The 21,126-nt window shown below is 44.3% G+C and carries 26 protein-coding genes; 20 read left to right on the forward strand and 6 right to left on the reverse strand.

Features of this window, described 5'->3' with window-relative positions; translation table 11 throughout:
* Positions 1 to 118: 118 nt before the first annotated feature.
* Genes H9630_RS10430 through H9630_RS10440 form a run of 3 tightly spaced genes read left to right on the forward strand, consistent with a single transcriptional unit; the run spans position 119 to position 2,334 of the window.
* Positions 119 to 907 carry a transporter substrate-binding domain-containing protein gene (locus tag H9630_RS10430; RefSeq protein ID WP_191715425.1) on the forward strand — a complete coding sequence of 263 codons (789 nt, stop codon included), beginning with the start codon at positions 119 to 121 and terminating at the stop codon, positions 905 to 907.
* A 57-nt stretch (positions 908 to 964) separates the two neighbouring features.
* Complete coding sequence (locus H9630_RS10435; protein ID WP_191715426.1) at positions 965 to 1,609, forward strand: amino acid ABC transporter permease; 645 nt, start codon at positions 965 to 967, stop codon at positions 1,607 to 1,609.
* Complete coding sequence (locus H9630_RS10440) at positions 1,606 to 2,334, forward strand: amino acid ABC transporter ATP-binding protein (RefSeq protein ID WP_290186921.1); 729 nt, start codon at positions 1,606 to 1,608, stop codon at positions 2,332 to 2,334. Before H9630_RS10435 ends, H9630_RS10440 begins: the two co-directional genes overlap by 4 nt.
* 245 nt (positions 2,335 to 2,579) lie before the next feature.
* On the opposite strand, the gene H9630_RS10445 is transcribed toward H9630_RS10440, so the two are convergent.
* Both H9630_RS10445 and H9630_RS10450 read right to left on the reverse strand, forming a co-directional pair.
* Positions 2,580 to 3,020, reverse strand: coding sequence for a peptidylprolyl isomerase (locus H9630_RS10445; RefSeq protein ID WP_146558378.1), 441 nt, complete (start codon positions 3,018 to 3,020; stop codon positions 2,580 to 2,582).
* Positions 3,021 to 3,097: 77 nt separating this feature from the next.
* A complete protein-coding gene (locus H9630_RS10450) occupies positions 3,098 to 3,889 on the reverse strand; it encodes an SDR family oxidoreductase (RefSeq protein WP_191715427.1) in 792 nt (263 codons plus the stop codon).
* A gap of 158 nt (positions 3,890 to 4,047) precedes the next feature.
* Here H9630_RS10450 and H9630_RS10455 point away from each other — a divergent pair, with 158 nt between their 5' ends.
* Positions 4,048 to 5,034 carry an NAD(P)/FAD-dependent oxidoreductase gene (locus H9630_RS10455; protein ID WP_191715428.1) on the forward strand — a complete coding sequence of 329 codons (987 nt, stop codon included), beginning with the start codon at positions 4,048 to 4,050 and terminating at the stop codon, positions 5,032 to 5,034.
* Between the two features lie 58 nt (positions 5,035 to 5,092).
* On the opposite strand, the gene H9630_RS10460 is transcribed toward H9630_RS10455, so the two are convergent.
* Entirely contained in the window at positions 5,093 to 6,592 is a 1,500-nt protein-coding gene (locus tag H9630_RS10460) for a BCCT family transporter (protein WP_191715429.1), read from the reverse strand.
* 252 nt (positions 6,593 to 6,844) lie between these two features.
* On the opposite strand from H9630_RS10460, the gene H9630_RS10465 reads away from it, so the two are divergent.
* From H9630_RS10465 to H9630_RS10505, 9 genes are all read left to right on the forward strand, one after another.
* On the forward strand, positions 6,845 to 7,639 hold the full coding sequence (locus H9630_RS10465; RefSeq protein ID WP_191715430.1) for a LysM peptidoglycan-binding domain-containing protein: 795 nt from the start codon (positions 6,845 to 6,847) through the stop codon (positions 7,637 to 7,639).
* Between the two features lie 233 nt (positions 7,640 to 7,872).
* Positions 7,873 to 8,625 carry a gluconate 2-dehydrogenase subunit 3 family protein gene (locus H9630_RS10470; protein ID WP_191715431.1) on the forward strand — a complete coding sequence of 251 codons (753 nt, stop codon included), beginning with the start codon at positions 7,873 to 7,875 and terminating at the stop codon, positions 8,623 to 8,625.
* A gap of 19 nt (positions 8,626 to 8,644) precedes the next feature.
* Complete coding sequence (locus H9630_RS10475) at positions 8,645 to 10,357, forward strand: GMC family oxidoreductase (RefSeq protein WP_191715432.1); 1,713 nt, start codon at positions 8,645 to 8,647, stop codon at positions 10,355 to 10,357.
* A 99-nt stretch (positions 10,358 to 10,456) separates the two neighbouring features.
* Complete coding sequence (gene tatA, locus H9630_RS10480; protein ID WP_191715433.1) at positions 10,457 to 10,681, forward strand: twin-arginine translocase TatA/TatE family subunit; 225 nt, start codon at positions 10,457 to 10,459, stop codon at positions 10,679 to 10,681.
* Positions 10,682 to 10,691: 10 nt separating this feature from the next.
* Positions 10,692 to 11,546: a twin-arginine translocase subunit TatC gene (gene tatC / locus H9630_RS10485; RefSeq protein WP_191715434.1), complete on the forward strand. Its 855-nt coding sequence runs from the start codon at positions 10,692 to 10,694 to the stop codon at positions 11,544 to 11,546.
* 160 nt (positions 11,547 to 11,706) lie between these two features.
* Positions 11,707 to 12,180: a GNAT family N-acetyltransferase gene (locus H9630_RS10490; protein ID WP_191715435.1), complete on the forward strand. Its 474-nt coding sequence runs from the start codon at positions 11,707 to 11,709 to the stop codon at positions 12,178 to 12,180.
* A 175-nt stretch (positions 12,181 to 12,355) separates the two neighbouring features.
* Positions 12,356 to 12,763: an NUDIX hydrolase gene (locus H9630_RS10495; RefSeq protein WP_191715602.1), complete on the forward strand. Its 408-nt coding sequence runs from the start codon at positions 12,356 to 12,358 to the stop codon at positions 12,761 to 12,763.
* Positions 12,764 to 12,844: 81 nt separating this feature from the next.
* Entirely contained in the window at positions 12,845 to 13,012 is a 168-nt protein-coding gene (locus tag H9630_RS10500) for a hypothetical protein (protein WP_191715436.1), read from the forward strand.
* 57 nt (positions 13,013 to 13,069) lie between these two features.
* On the forward strand, positions 13,070 to 14,011 hold the full coding sequence (locus H9630_RS10505; RefSeq protein ID WP_191715437.1) for a magnesium transporter CorA family protein: 942 nt from the start codon (positions 13,070 to 13,072) through the stop codon (positions 14,009 to 14,011).
* 36 nt (positions 14,012 to 14,047) lie between these two features.
* Here the strand turns inward: H9630_RS10505 and H9630_RS10510 are convergent, their stop codons facing one another.
* The gene (locus H9630_RS10510; protein WP_191715438.1) at positions 14,048 to 14,359 is read right to left on the reverse strand and encodes a hypothetical protein; all 312 of its coding nucleotides are present in this window, start codon (positions 14,357 to 14,359) and stop codon (positions 14,048 to 14,050) included.
* A 172-nt stretch (positions 14,360 to 14,531) separates the two neighbouring features.
* Between H9630_RS10510 and H9630_RS10515 the strand changes: the two genes are divergently transcribed.
* The 4 genes from H9630_RS10515 (at position 14,532) to H9630_RS10525 (ending at position 17,247) form a co-directional block, all read left to right on the forward strand.
* On the forward strand, positions 14,532 to 14,669 hold the full coding sequence (locus tag H9630_RS10515; RefSeq protein ID WP_191715439.1) for a hypothetical protein: 138 nt from the start codon (positions 14,532 to 14,534) through the stop codon (positions 14,667 to 14,669).
* Between the two features lie 97 nt (positions 14,670 to 14,766).
* Positions 14,767 to 16,398 carry a ribosomal protection-like ABC-F family protein gene (abc-f, locus tag H9630_RS10520; RefSeq protein ID WP_191715440.1) on the forward strand — a complete coding sequence of 544 codons (1,632 nt, stop codon included), beginning with the start codon at positions 14,767 to 14,769 and terminating at the stop codon, positions 16,396 to 16,398.
* Between the two features lie 87 nt (positions 16,399 to 16,485).
* A complete protein-coding gene (locus H9630_RS18805; RefSeq protein WP_225218485.1) occupies positions 16,486 to 16,635 on the forward strand; it encodes a hypothetical protein in 150 nt (49 codons plus the stop codon).
* A 33-nt stretch (positions 16,636 to 16,668) separates the two neighbouring features.
* Entirely contained in the window at positions 16,669 to 17,247 is a 579-nt protein-coding gene (locus H9630_RS10525) for an STAS domain-containing protein (protein ID WP_225218486.1), read from the forward strand.
* Between the two features lie 82 nt (positions 17,248 to 17,329).
* Here H9630_RS10525 and H9630_RS10530 read toward each other — a convergent pair whose 3' ends face one another.
* Positions 17,330 to 17,659: a winged helix-turn-helix transcriptional regulator gene (locus tag H9630_RS10530; RefSeq protein WP_191715441.1), complete on the reverse strand. Its 330-nt coding sequence runs from the start codon at positions 17,657 to 17,659 to the stop codon at positions 17,330 to 17,332.
* A gap of 130 nt (positions 17,660 to 17,789) precedes the next feature.
* Between H9630_RS10530 and H9630_RS10535 the strand changes: the two genes are divergently transcribed.
* Complete coding sequence (locus tag H9630_RS10535) at positions 17,790 to 18,638, forward strand: VOC family protein (protein ID WP_191715442.1); 849 nt, start codon at positions 17,790 to 17,792, stop codon at positions 18,636 to 18,638.
* Positions 18,639 to 18,679: 41 nt separating this feature from the next.
* On the opposite strand, the gene H9630_RS10540 is transcribed toward H9630_RS10535, so the two are convergent.
* The gene (locus H9630_RS10540) at positions 18,680 to 18,940 is read right to left on the reverse strand and encodes a hypothetical protein (RefSeq protein WP_191715443.1); all 261 of its coding nucleotides are present in this window, start codon (positions 18,938 to 18,940) and stop codon (positions 18,680 to 18,682) included.
* Between the two features lie 142 nt (positions 18,941 to 19,082).
* Here H9630_RS10540 and H9630_RS10545 point away from each other — a divergent pair, with 142 nt between their 5' ends.
* Entirely contained in the window at positions 19,083 to 20,153 is a 1,071-nt protein-coding gene (locus H9630_RS10545; protein WP_191715444.1) for an NAD(P)H-dependent flavin oxidoreductase, read from the forward strand.
* A gap of 96 nt (positions 20,154 to 20,249) precedes the next feature.
* Positions 20,250 to 21,083 carry a DUF368 domain-containing protein gene (locus tag H9630_RS10550; RefSeq protein WP_191715445.1) on the forward strand — a complete coding sequence of 278 codons (834 nt, stop codon included), beginning with the start codon at positions 20,250 to 20,252 and terminating at the stop codon, positions 21,081 to 21,083.
* The last annotated feature ends 43 nt before the right edge of the window (positions 21,084 to 21,126 follow it).

The raw sequence follows: 21,126 nt of genomic DNA on the forward strand, positions 1-21,126 counted from the left end.
TAGTACTGCATAACTTTATTGAATAATGGTTATTTTCTCTCAAAGGTACTAGAATTGAGAAAATTATGATATATTATTCTTTAGAATGACTGATATGCAAAAACAAGGGGGAACTAAGATGAAGAAATGGAGTCTTTTAGCACTACTATTAGCAATGCTGCTCGTACTTGCTGCCTGCGGATCCGATGAAAGTGAAGAAGGTTCAACAGGCGGGGAAGGCGGCACTGAAGGGGAAACTTATACAGTGGGGATCGATACAACTTATCCGCCTTTCGAATTTGAAGTGGATGGCGAATATACAGGAATCGATATTGATTTGATCAAAGCGATTGCTGAAAATCAGGAATTCGAAATTGAATTCAGTCCGATGGATTTCGGCGGCATTATTCCTGCCCTGCAAGCCGGCCAATTGGATGTAGCAATTGCCGGTATGAGTATTACCGATGAACGCAAAGAAGTGGTCGATTTTTCTGATCCATACTTTGATGCTGGGATTTCTCTTGTAGTGGCTGAAAGCAATACCGACATCACTGCGTTGGAAGATCTTGAAGGCAAAACAGTAGCAGTTAAGAGCGGAACGACCGGCGCTCAGTTTGCCCGCGATAACGAAGCGAAATATGGCTACACAATTGCACAATTCGAAGATAGCCCATCCATGTTCCAGGAAGTTTCAAACGGCAATGCCGATGTGCTGCTGGAAGATTATCCGGTTATCGCTTATGCAATTGCTGAAAGTGGACTTGAACTGAAAACAGTTGGGGATCGTTTAACAGGAGACCAGTATGGAATCGCTGTATTAAAAGGGGAAAATGCAGAGCTTCTTGAGAAAATCAATGCAGGTCTTCAGGAATTGCGCGACAGCGGAGAATACGATGAAATTCTAGCGAAGTATATCGCAGCAGAATAAAAATAGGTGCAGCGCGCAGAAGCGCGCTGCATTTTTTGATGCAAAGGGGATGTCTGTATGGATACAATTATGAATGCTTTTCCATATTTAATGGAAGGGCTGCAAGTTACGCTTTACATTTTTGCCATTGCCATCGTGATCGGTTTCCTGATCGGTTTAGTCGTTGCGCTATTCAGGTTGGCACCATTGAAAATCCTGAATTGGATTGCGAAAATCTTTGTCGATGCCATTCGGGGCACGCCGTTTATCGTCCAGTTGTTCTTCATCTATTTCGGTCTGAATTCCTTGGACTTTATCTCGTTGGACAATACGACGGCTGGAATAGTAACAGTAGCCATCAACGCAGGCGCTTACTTTTCTGAAATTATCCGTGCGGGTATTCAGTCGATTGACAAAGGACAAACAGAAGCGGCCCGTTCACTGGGGCTGAATTCAACGCAAAATATGCGTTATATCATTTTGCCGCAGGCCTTCAGACGAATGCTGCCGACCATCACCAACCAGGCGATTATTTCGTTGAAGGATACGTCCCTGTTATCGGTTATTGGAGTGGCCGATTTGACACAGGAAGGCCGCATCCAGGCCAGTGCCACATTTGATGCTTTTAATGTGTACTTGATCTTAGGGATTATTTACTTTGTGGTCATATATCTGCTCTCCATGCTGGCGAGCTTTGTAGAAAGGAAGTTTGTTTTGCGATGACAATGATCAGAGTGGAAAATTTGAAAAAATCATTCGGCAACCTGGAAGTCATAAAAGACATGAGCACTGTGGTAGAAGAAAAAGAAGTCATCTGTGTAATCGGCCCATCCGGTTCAGGGAAAAGTACATTTCTGCGCTGCTTGAACCGGTTGGAAGAAATTACGGGCGGACATGTCTATATAGAAGGTGTTGACATCACGGATCCTAAAATAGACATCAATAAAATTCGCCAGGACGTCGGAATGGTGTTTCAACAATTCAATTTGTTCCCTCATAAGTCGGTATTGGAAAATGTCATTCTGGCACCGATGAAAGTGAAGAAAAGCGACAGAAAAGCGAGTGAAGCGAAAGCCTATGAGCTGCTTGATAAAGTTGGTTTGCGGGAAAAAGCAAAAGCTTATCCGGGGGAACTGTCAGGCGGCCAAAAACAGCGCGTGGCAATCGCCCGGGCATTGGCGATGGATCCAAAGATCATGCTTTTTGATGAACCGACGTCTGCACTTGACCCGGAAATGGTGGGGGACGTACTCGATGTCATGAAACAGTTGGCGCGTGAAGGCATGACCATGGTCGTTGTGACGCATGAGATGGGATTTGCAGCTGAAATGGGTGACCGTGTATTGTTTATCGATGGCGGATATATCGTGGAAGAAAATGTGCCGAAAGAATTGTTTGGCAACCCGCAGCATGAGCGGACAAAAGCGTTCTTAAGCAAAGTATTGTAGAAAAATGCGCCTGCGGGCGTATTTTTTTCTGCTTTTTTGTTGGAAGAATCTTATTTTGGCGCATCGGCGCGTATTTCTGGAAAATTCCAAACACCAACCGTTCTGGCGATAGATTCAGAACGGTTGGTGTTTTTCAATTTTCTAACAGTTAACTAGTTTATCGTGCTATTTTTTTCGCTTGATCAGGATACAAATCAAAGAAAAAACCGGCCAGGATGAAATCCTGGCCGGTTAAGCTTATTGGCTTATTCTTCGTCAAAGACGTGAACTTTTGTCATTTTGTCGCCATTGCTCATTGCTTTAGCCGTTTCCAATCCTGAAGTCACTTGTCCGAAAACAGTGTGGACTCCGTCAAGGTGTGGCTGTGGTGCGTGAACGATAAAGAATTGGCTTGAGCCAGTGTCTTTACCGGCATGCGCCATTGATAAGCTTCCTGCTTGGTGCTTATGCGGGTTGCCTTCAGTTTCGCATTTGATTGTTTTGCCGCTGCCGCCAGCACCAGTACCGGTCGGGTCGCCGCCTTGGCTTACGAAGCCAGGAATTACGCGGTGGAATGTTACGTCGTTATAGAAGCCAGAGTTTGCAAGCTCTTCAAAGTTTGCAACTGTGTTAGGTGCTTCGTTCGGGAAAAGTTCGAATTCGATGATTTCGCCGTTTTCCATGTGGATGTGTCCTTTTTTAGCCATTCTAAAACATCTCCTTTATAATTGGTTCATTTTCCAGTATATCGATTTTTGGGTTGGCTGTATAATCATTTGACACATTATAGAGCTTTTAATGAACCGCCTTCTACTACAAGCGATTGGCCAGTCATGTAAGAGTTGGCTGCTGAGGCAAGAAAAACAATGATTTTCGCAAATTCTTCCGGTTCGCCATAGCGGCCAGCAGGAATGGATGATTTACTTTTCTTAGAGATTTCTTCTGCGGAAACTCCTTGCTTGTCTGCTGCGATCTGATCCAATTCCGCCACACGGTCTGTTGCGAAGCGGCCAGGCCCAACTGTGTTGACGAGGATGTTGTCGCCTGCGACTTCGCGCGCAAGGGTTTTTGCAAACCCGATCATTCCTGCACGAAGCGTATTGGACAAAATCAAGCCATCAATCACTTCTTTTGTTGAAGAAGAAGAGATATTGATGATGCGTCCAAACTGCTGTTCCTTCATATAAGGAAGAACGGCGCGAGAGGTGCGGATATAGCTCAATAAATTCTGGTCGAATGCCTTATACCAATCAGCATCTTCCACTGCGTCGAATCCGCCGGCTTTTGGCCCGCCTGTATTATTGATCAACACATCAATCCGGCCGAATTGATCAGCTGCGAATTGGACCAGTTTCTGGATGTCTTCTTCTTTGGAGATATCGCAAACGTGCGGAAATACTTGCTGGTTTCCAGAAGCCTCTTTAATTTCAGCGGCTGTTTCGTCTAGGGACTGCTGATTGCGGCTTGAGATGATCACTGTCGCGCCTTCTTTTGCAAATTCCAGCGCTGTTGCTTTGCCGAGCCCTTTGCTTGAAGCCATCACGATTACAATTTTTTCTTTGATTCCTAAATCCACTGCACTCATCCTTTCTTATGTATCCATCCTTCAGTTTACGAATAAAATACAGATAATTCAAACTTTTATTTTTTTGAATTTCCGCCATAAGTCCAATGGCGTGAATCTGGGGTAAATATGATAGGATATAGTTATTGAGTAGATTAGGAGTGTTATAAATGGAAGAACGCGAAGTTTTTGATATAACGATTATCGGCGGCGGGCCAACTGGCTTGTTTGCTTCCTTTTACGGCGGTATGCGCAAAATGAAAGTAAAGATCTTGGATAGTTTGCCGCAGCTTGGCGGACAGCTTACTGAATTGTACCCGGATAAATTCATTTACGATGTAGGTGGATTTTCAAAAGTGTTGGCAAAAGATTTGGTGGACAATCTAGTCCAGCAAGCAAAATACGGCGATCCGGAAATTTGTCTGGAAGAAACCGTAACAGCCGCAGAACGCCACGGAGATCATTTTGTCATTCAGACGGACAAAGGTCTGCATTACACAAAAGCTATTTTGTTGACTGCGGGAGTTGGGGCATTCCAGCCGCGTAAATTGGCAGTCGAAGGCTGTGAAGCTTTTGAAGGCAAAACGCTTCATTATGGAGTTAAGGACCTGACTGTTTTCAGCGATAAAAAAGTGGTCGTTTTAGGCGGCGGCGATTCAGCTGTCGACTGGTCGATGATGCTTGAAAATGTAGCATCCCATGTAACGTTGAGCCATCGCCGAGACAAAATGACAGCGCATGAGGCAAACATCGATGTCTTGATGGCATCGACAGTGGAAGTGAAAAAACCTTACGGCGTGAAAGAATTGGTTGGAGAAAATGGCCAAATCAGCGAGCTTGTGCTGGTCGATAAAGAAGGCAATGAAGAACGTCTTGACGTAGACCACGTTATTGTCAACTACGGCAACATCACCTCATTAGGTGCCATCAAGGAATGGGGACTCGAGATGGATAAAAACTCGGTCATCGTCAACTCTAAGATGGAAACCAGTATCCCAGGCATCTATGCTGCAGGCGACATTGCCACATACGAAGGCAAAGTCAAACTGATCGCTGTAGGTTTCGGCGAAGCACCGACAGCCATCAACAACGCGAAGTCTTATCTGGATCCAAAATCGAAAGTTCAACCATTACACAGTACAAGCGTTTTTAAATAAAACCAAACCCCAAAAAGATCCGGCGCATTAGAATGCGCCGGATCTTTTTGGGGTTTTATTAATGTCTTCTATTCTTTTTCGCCAATGGATCCAATGAAGCGGCTCTAAGGAAAGAAACTCCCATTAAAATGATGACCACCGAGAAGGGCAGAGCTGCAATGATCAATGAGTTTTGCAGGCCTTGTGTGCCGCCTGTATAAATAACGATGGCTGCTACGGCTGATTGAATAAGGCCCCATGTGATTTTCACTAAATTCGGGGGGTTCAACATACCGCCCGTTGTTTGCATGCCGAGCACGAATGTCGCTGAATCGGCAGAGGTGATGAAAAAGATGGCAATGACGAATAAGGTGATGATCGATAGCAACGTGCCAAGTGGATAATATTGCAAAACACCAAATGTGGCCGTCTCAAGACTGTAATCGGAAATTTTTGCAATGTTGTTCTGCTCCAGGTTCAATGCGGAAACGCCGAACACCGCGAAAAAGATGAAGCATACCAACGAAGGCACGAGGAGTACCCCGAGCATAAACTCTTTGACTGTGCGTCCCCGGGAAATACGGGCAATGAAAATACCGACGAATGGTGCCCAGGAAATCCACCATGCCCAGTAAAATACCGTCCAGCCGTCAACCCAAGCGCGGCGTTCTTCATTGATCGGCTCAAGATTAAAGCTCATGGAGAAGAAATTGGTTAAGTAGCCGCCAATCGCATCTGCAAACGAATTGAAGATATAGAGCGTCGGTCCGACAATCAATAAGAGCAAAAGAAGGACAAATGCCAAAACCATGTTTATGTTACTTAAATACTTGATGCCGCGGCCGATGCCGGACGAGGCAGAAGCAATGAAAAGAACTGTGGCAACTCCAAGGATCAGCATCTGAAAAGCGAAGTTATTCGGTGTTCCAAACAGGAAGGAAATCCCTTCATTCATTTGGGCAGATCCGAATCCAAGTGTGGATGCGACGCCGATGACTGTAGCGAAGACAGCCAGCGTATCGATCAATTTCCCCAGTGGCCCAGCCATCAGCTTTTTCCCGAATAACGGAATAAGAGTAGCGCTGATCAATCCTGGGGCATCGTTATGAAATTTAAAGTACGCCAGAACCAATGCAACGATTCCGTAAACGGCCCAAGCATGCAGACCCCAATGGAAAAAAGAAAATTGCATCGCTTCCTGGATTGCTTGATTGGACCCCAATTCAGAGCGTGGAGCGCTTATAAATGCGTGGGAGATCGGTTCAGCTGTTGTCCAGAAAACCAAGCCCATTCCCATGCCGGCACTGAACAGCATTGCAAACCAGGATGGCAGGGAGAATTCCGGTTTATCATCAGGCTTTCCCAACTTTAAATTGGAAAACCTGGAGAAAATCAAATACACACAGAAAATGAGTATCAGGAAAACGGTCAGAAGATAGTACCAACCGAATGTGCTGGAAATTGCAGCTGTCAATTCCCCTGTTTGTGATTTGAATCCTTCAGGCGAGGACAATCCCCAAACAACCAAGCCCATACATACTGATAATGCAATCCAAAAAACCGATGTTACATTCTTCAAACGAATTCCCCCTCTAAACTGTTCTTTAATTAACATTTACATATTCCCTGATTTTCATATGCTAAACTGCTTTTTCGTGCTTGAACCCTGTATGCAGGATACGGCATTGGAATTATTAGTTTTATTACAAAATGTAACAAAGCGCAATTCCCTGTCATGAAATTGTTATGTTCCATCTGCCGTTCTGTCATGTTCCTGCAATGTGGAGGTGTTATGATCGTTCAAGTTAGTGAAAAGGAGGAATTTCAATTTATGAAAAAGCAAATCGTTACACTAACTGCTATCGCAGCTTTAAGTGTGGGAGCAGCAACGTCAGCAAGTGCATCATCTTATACAGTACAATCAGGTGACACTCTGTGGGGAATTTCACAAGACAAGAATGTATCAATAGAAAGCTTAAAAGGGTGGAATAACCTTTCATCTGATTTGATCTTGCCAAGCCAGGAACTAAAAGTCGATGGACAAGCAACATCAGAAAAGAAAGCCGACAGCTCAACATATACAGTTAAATCAGGAGATACTTTGGCGGAAATCGCCAGCGCTCATGGAATTCCATTGGACAGCTTAATGAGCTGGAATGGCATTTCTGGATACATGATCTATCCAGGCGAAACTTTGACAGTTAAAGGCGGCACAGCAGCAGCAGAAAAAGCACCTGCTAAAACTGCAGCAGCGCCAGCTAAAGAAAAAGCACCAGCACCAAAAACAGCAAGCGCTCCTGCACAAAAAGCACCAGCAGCAGCTTCAGCTCAATCCGGTAAAACGATGACTGTTTCTGCGACAGCTTATACAGCTTATTGCGCAGGATGTTCAGGTACGACAGCAACTGGAATTGATTTACGTTCAAATCCAAACCAAAAAGTAATCGCAGTAGATCCTTCAGTAATTCCGCTTGGCTCTAAAGTCTGGGTCGAAGGTTACGGAGAAGCAATCGCTGGAGACACTGGCGGAGCAATCAAAGGCAATAAAATCGATGTATTCATTCCAACACAAGGCGCAGCTTTAGAATTTGGCCGCAAAAACGTAACAATTAAAGTTCTTAACTAATAGGATTTAAGCTACACAGCCGAGGTGACCATTCCCTTGGCTTTTTATGTTCAAAATCCTAAAAGAAACGATTCCTGAAATTACCCGGGAATCGTTTCTTTTTTTGAAGTCCAATGCAACTGCTTCCTTATATTTGAAATAAATTTATTTTAAATTAATGAATAAGAAATTTTTGATGGGGTATAGTATTTAATATTCCGAATATTCTTTAAAAAATAAAGGGGGACAGAAAAATGGCGAAAAGAGACAAGAATTTTTCACGGCGTGATTTTTTGAAGACCTCAGGAATCGCGACAGGAGCTTTAATCGGCGGCGGCATTATTGGAGGTCTGATAGGGGCCAACACCAACCAGCAGGACTCAGCATCCACTGCACCCGGAACTCCGCAAGGATCAACAGGATCCCCAGGTGGGGTCAGGGGGCTGACATTCTTCAAAAACAATGCGGAGTTTGAAATATTGAACCAAGCTACTGAACGAATTTTCCCAGAGGACGATTTAGGTCCCGGCGCAATTGGTTTAGGCGTAGCTTACTTTATTGACCAGCAGTTAGCGGGCAGCTATGGTGAAAATTCGAAGGAATACATGCAAGGTCCGTTTTATGAAGGGGAAACAACGCAAGGCTACCAAAGCCGGTTAAAGCGGAATGAAATGTTCCGCCAAGGAATCCAAATTATGCAACAGGAAGCCCAGAGCCGATTTAATGCCAACTTTGTTGATTTGGAAGGTGGGCAGATGGATGAAATTCTAACGGCTTTCCAGGAGGATGAAATTCAAATGAGAGGTACGACTTCGTTGTTCTTTTTCCGTCTGTTGAGGCAGGCTACTTTGGAAGGAGCCTATGCAGATCCGATATACGGCGGCAATCATAATATGGAAGGTTGGAAGATGAAAGGATTCCCGGGTCACCAAGCGGCTTATATTAATGAAATTGACAGTGAAGATTTTGTAGAAATCGAACCTCGATCACTGGGGATGGAGCATTAATTAAAAAGGGGGAACTTGCATGGTAACGACTCTAGATAGCGTAGATGTAGTGACGGTAGGTGTTGGTTGGACAGGTGGGATCATTGCGGCAGAATGTGCGAAGGAAGGCCTTAAAGTAGTTGGGTTGGAACGTGGGCGCGAACGCGGTACAGAGGATTTCAGCATTGTCCATGATGAATACCGTTATGCTGTCCGCTATGAGCTGATGCAGGATTTATCGAGGGAAACCATTACATTCCGTAATAATCGCCAGCAACGCGCTTTACCGATGCGTCAGATGGGCTCTTTTTTATTGGGAGAAGGGTTAGGGGGATCAGGCACTCACTGGAACGGGCAAAATTGGCGCTTTCTTCCCTATGATTTTCAAATCAAAACAATGACTGATGAAAAATATGGTGCCAATAAACTTCCGGCTGAATACACCCTGCAGGATTGGGGAATCACTTACGATGAACTAGAACCATATTTTGACCGTTTTGAAAAGACGGCAGGCATCTCTGGTGAGGATAATAATCCATTTTGGGGCAAACGTTCAAGTCCTTATCCGACACCGCCAATGAAGAAAACGCCGATTCTGCAGCGTTTTGAAACAGCCGCCACCAACTTGGGACTGTCGCCTTTCATGATGCCATCAGCCAATCTGTCAGAAGCTTACGAGAACCCGGACGGCCAGCAGATCAACGCATGCCAATACTGTGGGTTCTGTGAACGCTTCGGTTGTGAGTATGGAGCTAAAACTTCTCCGGAAATTACCGTTGTGCCTACTGCCAGAGAAACAGGAAATTATGAAATTAAATTTAACGCCAACGTCGTTGAAATTATGAAAGAAGGCGACCGGGTGACAGGCGTACGCTATTACGATACAGAAACTTTTGAGGAATTTATTCAGCCGGCAAATGTCGTTGTCTTAACTAGCTATATTTTAAATAACGCCAAACTATTGATGGTTTCTCAAATTGGCGAGCAATACGATCCGGAAACAGGGCAAGGAACCCTGGGCAAAAACTATGCGTATCAGATTTTGCCGGGAGCATCCGGATTCTTTGATGAACAAATGAATACCTTTATGGGAGCCGGGGCTCTTGGAATGACAGTAGATGATTTTAATGGAGATTCTTTTGATCATTCTGACCTTGACTTCATACATGGTGCCAGCTTGTCGATCACGCAAACCGGTTCCCGTCCGATTCTGCATAATCCAATTCCACCGGATACGCCTTCTTGGGGCGCAGATTTCAAACGTGCATCGATTGAAAATTATACAAGATCGTTGAGTATCGGCGGCCAGGGTGCTTCCATGCCGCACAGAGAAAACTATATGGCACTGGACGGAACTTATAAAGACATCTACGGCGTGCCATTGTTGCAGCTTACCTATAATTTCACGGATCAGGACCGGGCGCTCCATAGTTATTTGACGGAAAGAGCGGGCGAAATCATGCAGGAAATGGGGGCGAAAACTGTAGTCGGCGGCAATCCAATATCAGATTATGACATTGTTCCTTATCAGACTACCCATAATACTGGAGGAACCATCATGGGTGCCGACCCGGGCACTAGTGTCGTCAATAATTTCCTTCAGCATTGGGATGCAGAAAATTTATTTGTCGTAGGAGCTGGGAATTTTGCGCACAATGGAGGCTACAACCCGACCGGAACCGTTGGGGCATTGGCTTACCGCTGCGCAGAAGGTGTTATCCGCTATAGCCGCGAAGGCGGATCGCTTGTTTAGTAGTAGAAAAGAATTTCGCTCAGAGGAGAGTTATTCTCCTCCACTGAGTGTTAGTTGAACCATACTGACCGTTAAAGCGGGATAGAGGAGGAAAACAATATGGGTGGATTAGCTTCAATTGGTGTACCAGGACTGATCATCATTTTGGTCATCGTGTTAATTATATTCGGACCTAAAAAGTTACCCGAAATCGGTGGAGCAGTCGGCAAAACTTTTTCTGAGTTCAAACGCTCGACCAAAGGGCTCATGGATGACGATGATGAAGAAGTTGTAAGAAAAGAAACGGTCGAAGACAAGGATTTAAAAAAATCTGACAAGCTATGAAGGTGGTTAAATGGATCCGTATGGAGACAGAAACTTAACGAGTCCGTTGCGTAAAAAAAAGGTGCAGCCGGAAAAGCCTGCAGAAAAGAATGAGAAAAAAATGCCGGAGCCTCCCATCAAAAAGCCGGAACCTCCAGTGGAAGAGCCGGAAATGCAAGTGGAAACCTTAGTCGACCATCTGGGAGAACTGAGGAAACAATTGATTAAAAGCGCGATTGTGTTCCTGTTTTTTTTACTGGTCGTTTTCTCCACGTTAAACTTCTGGTTTCCTTACATTGTTAAAGGTTATGATTTGGTCATTTTAGGGCCGCTGGAAGTTATTAAATTCTATACTTCTATTTCTGCAACATTGGCTCTCGGGCTGTCCTTGCCATTTCTGATTCATTTCATTTGGCAATTTGTAAAACCTGGCCTTGAAGAAAAAGAGGCGCGCTTTCTTGGCCTGTATTCTCCGGTCATGCTGTTGCTTTTTGTGCTAGGAATTGCATTTGGCTATTTCATCGTCAACCCATTGAGTTTTCAATTTTTGATCGGTATGGGTATGGCCAATTTCGATGTCATGATTTCTGCAAACGAGTATATCCATTTTTTGATTATGACGACCGTTCCTTTAGGGCTGCTTTTTGAAATGCCGATTATTGCCTTGTTTCTATCTTCTATCGGCGTACTGACTTCGGGTTCAATGAAAAATGTCAGAAAATGGTCCTATCTTGTTCTAGCGATTGTTTCAGCATTGATTACACCACCGGATTTTTTAAGTCAGTTGTTGGTCTTGATTCCGATGGCCGGTTTATATGAAGCAAGTATCTTTATCATCAAGAAAACAGAAGACAAAAAAGCTGCAATTGAAGATACGGTTCTCTAAACAAAAAAGGCTGCAGCTATGTAGCCTTTTTTGTTATAATTAAAAGAAAATTCTGATATTTATTGGTAATCCTTTCTTAACTGCTATACACTGAAAGAGCAAGTGAATGTCAGAAAATCCGTAAGTGGAAAGTAGTTATCCATAATGAGGAGGATGAGACATGGCAGTGAAAATTACAGAAATTGAAGACTTAAAAAAAGTGGATGTTTCAAAGCTGGTAGAAGAAAGCGAAGCAGAAGGCTACCGTTTTCTGAGACGGCTTGTGGATCAGTATGAAGATGGCAGCAATACTTTCAATAAAACAGGCGAAGTGTTGTATGGGGTGTGGGACCATCATGACCAATTGGTCGCAATCGGAGGCTTGAACCGTGATCCTTACTCCGATAAAGAAGGGGTTGGCAGGCTTCGGAGGTTCTACATTTCCGCAAATGCCCGCCGACAAGGCATCGGGACAAAGTTACTGCAACAGATTTTAAAAGATGCGCAAGGCCATTTTAGTGAATTGGTTGTCCGCACAGATTCTTCTGCAGCGGATGCCTTCTACCGGGCAAACGGGTTTTCAGGAGATCTGGGATTGCCGGAAGCCACCCACGGCATTGTTTTAGAACGGGAACATCGGAAAAAGGCAGAGTAACACCCCAAGTAAACGGCTTGCCTGCGCAAGCCGTTTTGTCTTGTCCTGAATTCTTGTGGAAAACGCCCAGCGCAGCACGATATATGGTAACGTAAATAGAAACGGCAGCCTATCTTTTGGGAGAATGCAAAAGGGCTGCCACAAACGAAAACAGGCTAGGAGAGATTGGATGGAAATGTCGAACTGGAAAGGCGCAGCAGGCGTCTGTGTCAATGAGAAGAACGAAGTCTTGCTGGTATTGCAAGGTGTGCCGGGAGAAGAAAAGAAATGGACGGTGCCGGCGGGAGGAGTGGAAGGGAATGAAACGCTGGAGCAATGCTGTGTGCGTGAATTTTTCGAAGAAACCGGTTTGACTGTTCAGGTTATCGAAAAGCTGAACGTGAGAGCAGGAGAATATGAAGATTCGGCTGTGTCTTTTGAAGTCACTTACTTCAAAGTGGAAGTGACAGGGGGCAAAATCATTTTACAAGAAGGCGACGAATGGATTGCCGATGTAGCTTGGAAACCGATTTCTGAATTGGAAGAGCTGGAATTGGCATACCCCGACGATGCCACGCTGATTGGGTCATTGGCGATTCAGTAAGCGGTTAGGTGTTTATTTGGATTATAAAAAAAGTAAAACGGGTAATTACGGTAATAACAACAATCCAAGGAGGGATTCTGGATGAAGAAAGACCGTGAAAACAAGGAAGGCGAAGAACTGCTTCCGGAAGTCGAACCGCGCCGCAATATGCCACCTGAAAAAGAGATGGATCCCATGCCGGATCGGGACTTGGAGTATGAAGAAAATTCGAATGAAAAGTACAGGGACAACACTCACCAAAAAGAGTAAGCAAGCCAGTCCTGGCTTGCTTTTTATATAGCAGAGCGGTCGAAAGGGGTCATGATAATGCCGCACCATACATTCAAACATGCGGTTTGGCATGAAGAGGAAAGTGCTGAAGAATACAACTTCCGTAAATTCCTTCCGAAAAATGAAAAGATGCAGAATTGGATTGATAAATCAAAAAATCCATCCGTTAATATTCTTCATACCCATACGGTTGAGCGGGGTAAAGAGTCTATATGGGGTTCGTTGATTTACAGGCAAAGTGCGAAATCTGAAGATTCCCGTGAAGTCTTCCATTTTTACTTGTCCCGGGATGTCTTTGTAACCAGCGCAATTGACTTTGAAAAAGATGCGGATTTGGAGAAAGAAGAAATTCTACGCCAAATGGAAGAGGCCAATTCTTCGGTAGAAGTGATGATGATCATTCTCGGTGAAATGGTAGCTTCCATCCTACATAAAATCGACAGTTTTGAAGAGCGTCTCCATGATCTTCTGTGGGCAATCAAAGAAAAGAACAATAAGAAGACTTTGGAAAAGATTGAGAACGTCCGCCATGAAATTCTTTTATGGAAGCATTTGATTATGGGCTTTCAGGAAATTGAAATGGCCATTGAAGAGACATTTGGAAAAAATGTCACAGAAGAAGTGGAATACCAGAGGACTGCCGTTCGTATCGGCCGCTGTGTCATGCTCGTCAATTCATACGAAGACGAAGTCAATAATATGGTCGATATTGAAAATGTAGTGGCCAATTACCGAGGGAATGAAATAATGAAAACCTTAACGGTCCTAACGACTTTGTTTACACCGATTATGGCGTGGGGAGCTCTTTGGGGCATGAATTTCGAAAACATGCCAGAACTGAAATGGCAGTTTGGTTATGTCGGCGCTTTGCTGGTAATTTTGGCGTCCACCTTCTTCCTCTACCTCTATTTAAAGCGAAAAGGATGGATGGGGGACATCTTGCAGTCCATAGGCAAAAATGTTTCTAGAAAAGACTAGAAAAAGCAGGAGCCTCATCTAAGGCTCCTGCTTTTGTTATTTCGCTTTGTCGCTTTCAAGTTCCTGTAGGAGTTCGGTGTAACGATGGAGGTCCTGGTCTCCGTACTTTTCAACATAATTAGTGATCATTTCTTGTAAATCCTTCCGCTGTCGCTCTACAGTAACCAGCTTTTCCTTCATCGACTGGCGTCTCCACAGTTCCGCATCCTGGACATCCTCCATTTTTTCGAGCATATCGATTTCAGCAAGCAAACGCAAAGCTTCGTTTTTCTTGGCCTCGTATTTTTTCAAGGCCTTCTCTATCTTTCGGGTATCGTTATCAAAAGCCAACTTGGAATACATGGACATTTTCTGATTCCCCTTTCTGCTAGAGTGCTGTTATTGTATTGTTTCCCCGATTTTAAGGAATTTATACCTACATTTTAATTCGTTGTAATACAAAAAGAATATTCTAACAATATATTGACGGAAACTGCGGGCGATTGTATGATGTAAGAGATAAAACAAGGAGGTGGGTAAGATGAATCAAACTGGTAAGCGCATGACGGAGTGTCAGGAATATCTATACATTCTTCATGGCGTTACTTTCACTGGGGTAGCTGGACGGGAGAAGTCTGTCCTTTTTCAGCTAACTGAATGGAGTGGAATTTACCAGTAAGAGACATCTGCCTGCAAACGGATTTTAAGCAAAGGCATGCCTCTTGGCGTGCCTTTTTTGCTGTGCATGCGTCTCTTCATCAGAAAGGAAGAGAACGATGATTATTAGCCAATTTCAACAAATACTGTGCCACTTTGCGACACAGAAATTATTCAACCATATAAAAGGAGAAGTGATGGAAGGCCAACGGATTGGCCTTGTCGGCAGAAACGGGGAAGGTAAATCAACATTATTGAATATATTGGCGGGGACTTTGCAGCCGACAGAAGGAAGTGTCACGTGGAAAAAAGGCAGCCGGATTGGGTTGCTGGAGCAATCACCCGACGAACCGGATGAATTGACAGTGGAGCAGCTGATGCTGGCTGTTTCCTCAGAGCTGACCGCGATGCAAGAGCACTTGGCGAAAATGGAGAAGTTGATGGAGGATGCTTCTCCGGAAGAAATGGACCGTTTATTGGCGCGCTATGGCACGTTGCAGGATGAATTTATTCAGCGCGGCGGGTATGAGCTGGACATGAAAATCGATCAAGTCTTGAATGGATTGAAGATCAAACAGCTGAAATATGAACGCTGGGGCCATTTAAGCGGCGGTGAAAAAACCAAAATCGGCTTAGCGAAACTTTTGCTGCAACAACCAGACCTCTTGCTTTTGGATGAGCCGACGAATCATTTAGATTTGGATGCCATTGAATGGTTGGGTGCATTCATCAGCCATTATAAAGGCACGATTGTCCTCGTATCCCATGACCGTTATTTTCTGGATGAAACGGTGACGCATATATGGGAATTGGATCAAGGCGACTTGATTCAATACAGTGGGAATTATTCAAGCTATATCAAAGAGCGGGAAGCCCGGCTGTTAGTTGAGTTTCAGCAGTATCAGGATCAGCAAAAGAAAATTCAAAAGATGAAGGAAACCATCAAGCGTTTGAAAGAATGGGCGAACCGGGCCAATCCGCCGAACGCTGGCATGCACAGACAGGCTAAAAGCATGGAGAAAGCTTTAGCGCGCATTGAAATCCTATATCGGCCTGTACTGGAGAAAAAACAGATGGCGCTGGACTTCCGTATGGACAAACGAAGCGGAAAAGATGTTGTCTTGTTGGAGGAAGTTTGGAAGGGATTTGGGGAACGGATTTTATTTCATGAAATTTCCATGCATGTGCGTTATGGAGAACGTGCGGCAATTGTTGGGGCTAATGGCAGTGGGAAAACGACCTTGCTTAACATGATTATGGGGAAAGAACCAGTCGATGCCGGGGAGGTCAAGCTGGGCAGCGGTTTGTCTATTGGCTATCTGTCACAGCATACGTTGGAAATGGACAATAACAGAACCATTATCGAAGAATTTCGCGATGCTGTTGCAGTTTCCGAATATGAAGCGCGTCCCCTACTGGCTAAGTTCCTGTTTTTCGGCAATATGGTGTTCCAACCGGTTCGGCAGCTCAGCGGCGGCGAACGGATGCGGCTACGTTTGGCCCAGTTGATGCATCAGCACCACAATCTGCTGATTTTAGATGAACCTACGAATCATTTGGATCTGGAAGCTAAAGAAGTGATGGAAGAAGCCTTAAGTGAATTTCCTGGGACACTCATTGCGGTATCTCATGACCGTTACTTTTTGGATAAAATGTTTCCAGTGACTTATTGGCTGAGAAATAACGCACTTGAGCGCTTTGATGGCAACTATTCAGCTGCCCGTGAAAAAGTCATGGTGCCGACAAAATAATTTTTTGAAGGACGGTCATTCTTTATGTTGCTGTGGCATACTAGGTAAATACGAATTAGTGGAAAACAGAGGATAAGGTGGAACCGCATGCCAGCCATAGGAAAGATTCCGGAAAATATATTTTTGCTGAGTGCCTTGGACGTCATTGGGGAAACGATAATGATTGCGGACAGTTCCTATACCATCAGGTGGATGAATACTGAAGCCTGCCGGTTGATGAGTGAAGTTGCTCCTTAATATGGCATGTCAGACTGTGAAGAAATGATCGGCATGAGTATGGATTCTTTCCATACACATCCACAGCATCAGAAACAGGTGATGCAGGAACTGACATGCACCCACAGAACACGCATAACCATTCGAAATCAGGTGATGGCCGATATTGTCATCACACCGATCATGAATTCCGGAAACCAGCCGGAAGGATATGTAGTCATGCTGATGGATGTTACCATGCAGGCTGAAGAACAGAAGCGCAGTGCACAATTGATCAAGGAACTGTCGATTCCCATCTTGAATATTTGGGATAGCACGATTGCCTTGCCGTTGATCGGAGAATTCGACAGAGCCCGGACGGATCAATTGGTTGCGACGGTTTTAACGGAATGTACCGACAAAAAAATTGACTATGTCTTGATTGATTTAAGTGGCATCAAGGAATTTGAACACCAGATTCGGTATCAGATCCTAATGATGACGGAGACCTTGAACCTCATTGGAACTAAGTGCATTCTTGTAGGCATCAGCCCGAAGTTGGCCATGTCGATTGTCGAATTGGACCGCAAGACGCCGATATTCAGTTCCGCCCATGAAGGTTTGAAACATATCATTTATTTGCAGACAAAATAAAATAAGAGCTTATCCAATTAAAATGGATAAGCTCTTATTTTGTTGAATTAAGATGAAGTCATGCCGTATGGTTGCAGAGCACTTATACTTTTGTTGTTTCTGCTGGATCTATCCAGACTTGTGACCAATTCTGAATCTCATCCATAACCGGCTTTAAGGAAAATCCTTTTTCGGTCAATGCATATTCTATGCGTACAGGTGTTTCCGGATAAACGGTTCGTGAAACGAGTCCTTGGGCTTCCAGGTTTTTCAATCGTTCAGATAATAGCCGGCCACTGATGCCGATTACTTCTGTTAAATGGCTGAAGCGTTGAGGTCCTGATAGCAATTGATAAATAATTAATCCGGTCCAGCGTTGGCTGAGAAGGGAAATGGCAGTCTCGAAACGAGGGCAAATGACGGATGTATCCATACTTCTCACTCCTTTTCTTTTATAATAGCATAGATACTAGATACTTTAAAGGAATTAAGTTACTTGACATACAATGGTTTTATAAATATAATTGGTTACATAAAGTAACTAAGAGAAAAGAGGAATATAAATGAATTTTCATCAGAAGCCTGTCACTTATGTCGGTGAAGTAGGGTTAAAAGTAATGGATATTGAAAAGATGAAACGTTTCTATAAGGAAGTAATCGGTTTAGATGTTATTTCAGAAGATGGACAGAAAGTCGAGCTGGGAGCGGGCGGAAATATCTTGCTTAAGCTTGAAAAAATGGAAGGCGCAACACCGAAACAAGGCCGTTATGCAGGCCTTTACCATTTTGCAATTTTATTGCCGACAAGAGAAGATTTGGGGAAAATACTGATTCACCTTCATCAGCAGGGGATTCAGTTAGGGTCTTCAGATCACCTCGTCAGTGAAGCGTTGTATTTGTCAGATCCAGAGGGCAATGGCATTGAAATTTACCGTGATCGTGGACCGGAACAATGGAACTGGAGCAACGATGAAGTTTCTATGACAGTAGATCCAATTGATTCTCAAGGTCTGGTAGAAGAAGCTCAAAAAACACCGGAGCCCTGGAAAGGAATGCCGGATGCAACAGTGATGGGCCATATCCATCTGCATGTCTCCAACTTAATCGAAGCCAAAAACTTCTATGTCGAAGGGCTTGGTTTTGAAGTGGTGTCTCGACTGGGAGGACAGGCTTTATTCCTGGCAGATCAGAAATACCATCACCATATCGGCATGAATGTCTGGAATGGCGTGGGCATTCCGGCGTTACCAGAGAAAGAAGCTGGGTTGCATTACTATACATTGATCATGGAAGAGGAAAAGCGCAGCCAAGTGGTTGATAACCTTCGGACGATGGGAATTGAAGTTGTGGACCACAAGGACTATTGGGAAGTCAAAGACCCATCAGGCAATGCTGTCCGTTTGTGTGTTTAATCATAAAGAAAAATCCGACTCGAGCTTCGAGTCGGATTTTGTCATTCCAGGGACGCTCTTTCGCAACTGTTGTCCATCGCCATAAACGCGGTAGTCGTAAAAGCTGCTTGAGCAGGAATTTCTGCAGTTACTTGATTTCTTTCCGGTACTTCCGGAAAGTCGTTTTGTCTCGTTTCAATATATGCGTACATTCTTTCTTGGCTGATCGCTTTTTCCAAAGGGTTGCCATAGAAAGATAAGAGGATTAATCCAAATGCCCCAACAATTAAAGTGATGCCTAAAAGTGAAAGGAATCCCTTCATAGTAAATCCCGCCTTCTCATGTTTACTTACTATACAGAACGAAGCATTCTGCAGAAAAGTTCCCTATTGCTGTATATTACCGTTTGCGGGATACTGAAGGCAATAGAAAAAGTCAGAGAGATCAAGGACAGGAGGACTATCCATGATTAACTTAGAAACAGAAATCTGCCGCTTACTGAATATCGATTATCCCATTATCCAGGCTGGAATGGCCGGAGGGCCAACGACGGTCGAGCTGGTTGTTGAAGTCAGCAATGCAGGCGGCCTTGGAACGTTGGGGGCTGCCTACATGGCGCCGGACGCATTGCGGCAAGCGATAGATGAAATCCAATCGAAAACCCAAAAGCCGTTTGGGGTCAATATTTTTGCCGCGGCGGTCAACGATGATTTCAGCCGTTTGGCAGAGGTGCAAAAGGCGTTAAGCCCTTTTCGTTCGGAGCTGGAGATCAAGGAAATGCAGTCTTCTTATCAATCGCCGGATTGGAGCGAGGAGCAGTTCGCGATCTGTTTGGAAAAAGGAGTGCCGATCATCAGTACAGCTTTCGGCTGTTTGTCTGCTGTTCAGATGGAAATGGCCAAAGAACAGCAAATTAAAATCATAGTCATGGTTACAACAGTAGAGGAAGCTTTGCAGGCAGAAGTTTCAGGAGCAGATGCTGTCGTAGCACAAGGAAGTGAAGCAGGAGGGCATCGCAGCACTTTTTCACTTGAAAATCATCCAGCAGGCGCGCAAATCGGCACTATGGCATTGGTTCCGCAGATAGTAGATGCGATTAAAATTCCAGTCATTGCCGCAGGAGGCATCACCGATGGTCGGGGCCTGGTCGCTTCGTTGGTTCTCGGGGCACATGCAGTGCAAATCGGTACCCGTTTTGTCGGTTCCAAAGAATCTGGAGCACATGTTGCCTACAAGCAGGCTATATTTAATAGCAATGAGGAAAGCACCGTGGTGACCAAAAGTTTTTCCGGACGTCCAGCACGAGGCATTAAAAATCGATTTATTAAAGAATTCGAACAGAGCGAAATTGATCCACTGCCGTTCCCTTCACAAAATACCATCACCAAAGATATTCGGACGGCTGCCGCAAAAGCGCATAATCCTGAATTTATGTCTTTATGGGCAGGGCAATCGACGCGCAGTCTGATTGAAGAAATCGGTGCAGCCGAGATCGTAGAAGCAATTATAGAAGAAGCAAAAGCCATCGTAAGTTAATTTTGTCTTTTAAAAAATGATTTAAGTGAAGCTCGAGTTTCCATTTCCCTCATGATATACTGATAAAAGTGATTTTAAGATGAGGAGATTAGACGAATGGAATGGAAGAATATATACCGTGGTATTCTAATGGGAATCAGTGATTTGATTCCGGGAGTAAGCGGAGGAACGATTGCGTTTATTTTAGGGATTTATGATCGCCTATTGGAATCCATCAGTGGCTTTTTCAGCCGTGACTGGAAAAAGTATCTTGGGTTTTTAGTGCCTCTTGGCACAGGAATCGCCATCACCTTGCTTTTGTTCAGCCGTGTCATTGAATACTTGCTCGAGCAGCATTATGAAGCGACACAGTTTTTCTTCATGGGACTGATCATCGGCGTTATTCCTTATATCATGAAACAAGCGGAAGTCAAAAAGAACTTTACTGCACGCCACTTGGTTATTCTGGTAGTGATTGGAGCAGCATTGGCTGTTACTGCTTTTATTCCGACTGAGGAAAATTTAGCGCCAATTACATCCCTGACCTTGCCGGTTTTCTTTTTGCTGTTTTTCTCCGGCTGGTTGGCCAGTATGGCAATGTTGTTGCCGGGCATCAGCGGTTCGTTTATCCTGTTGCTGTTGGGTGTTTACTCGACAGCCATTAATGCACTATCCTCTTTGAACATCCCGATTGCCATGGCGATCGGAGCAGGCGTCATCGTTGGCTTTATCGTCAGCAGTAAGGCGATCCAGTATTTATTGGAACACTTTACTTACGTTACCTACGCAGCCATTATCGGATTGATCCTAGGTTCTCTGTTTGTGGTATTCCCTGGATTCTCGGCAGATTCAACTACGCTTATCACCAGCCTGATTACATTTGCGCTGGGCTTGGTATTCACTTTGCTTTTTAGTTCACCTAAAAAGACCGCCATTACAGAAGAAGTATAAATGGATGATTTGAAAAAGAGCGGCCATCATTTTGATGGCCGCT

Source organism: Planococcus wigleyi (genome assembly GCF_014836985.1).
In the GTDB taxonomy this organism is placed as follows: Bacteria; Bacillota; Bacilli; order Bacillales_A; family Planococcaceae; genus Planococcus; species Planococcus notacanthi.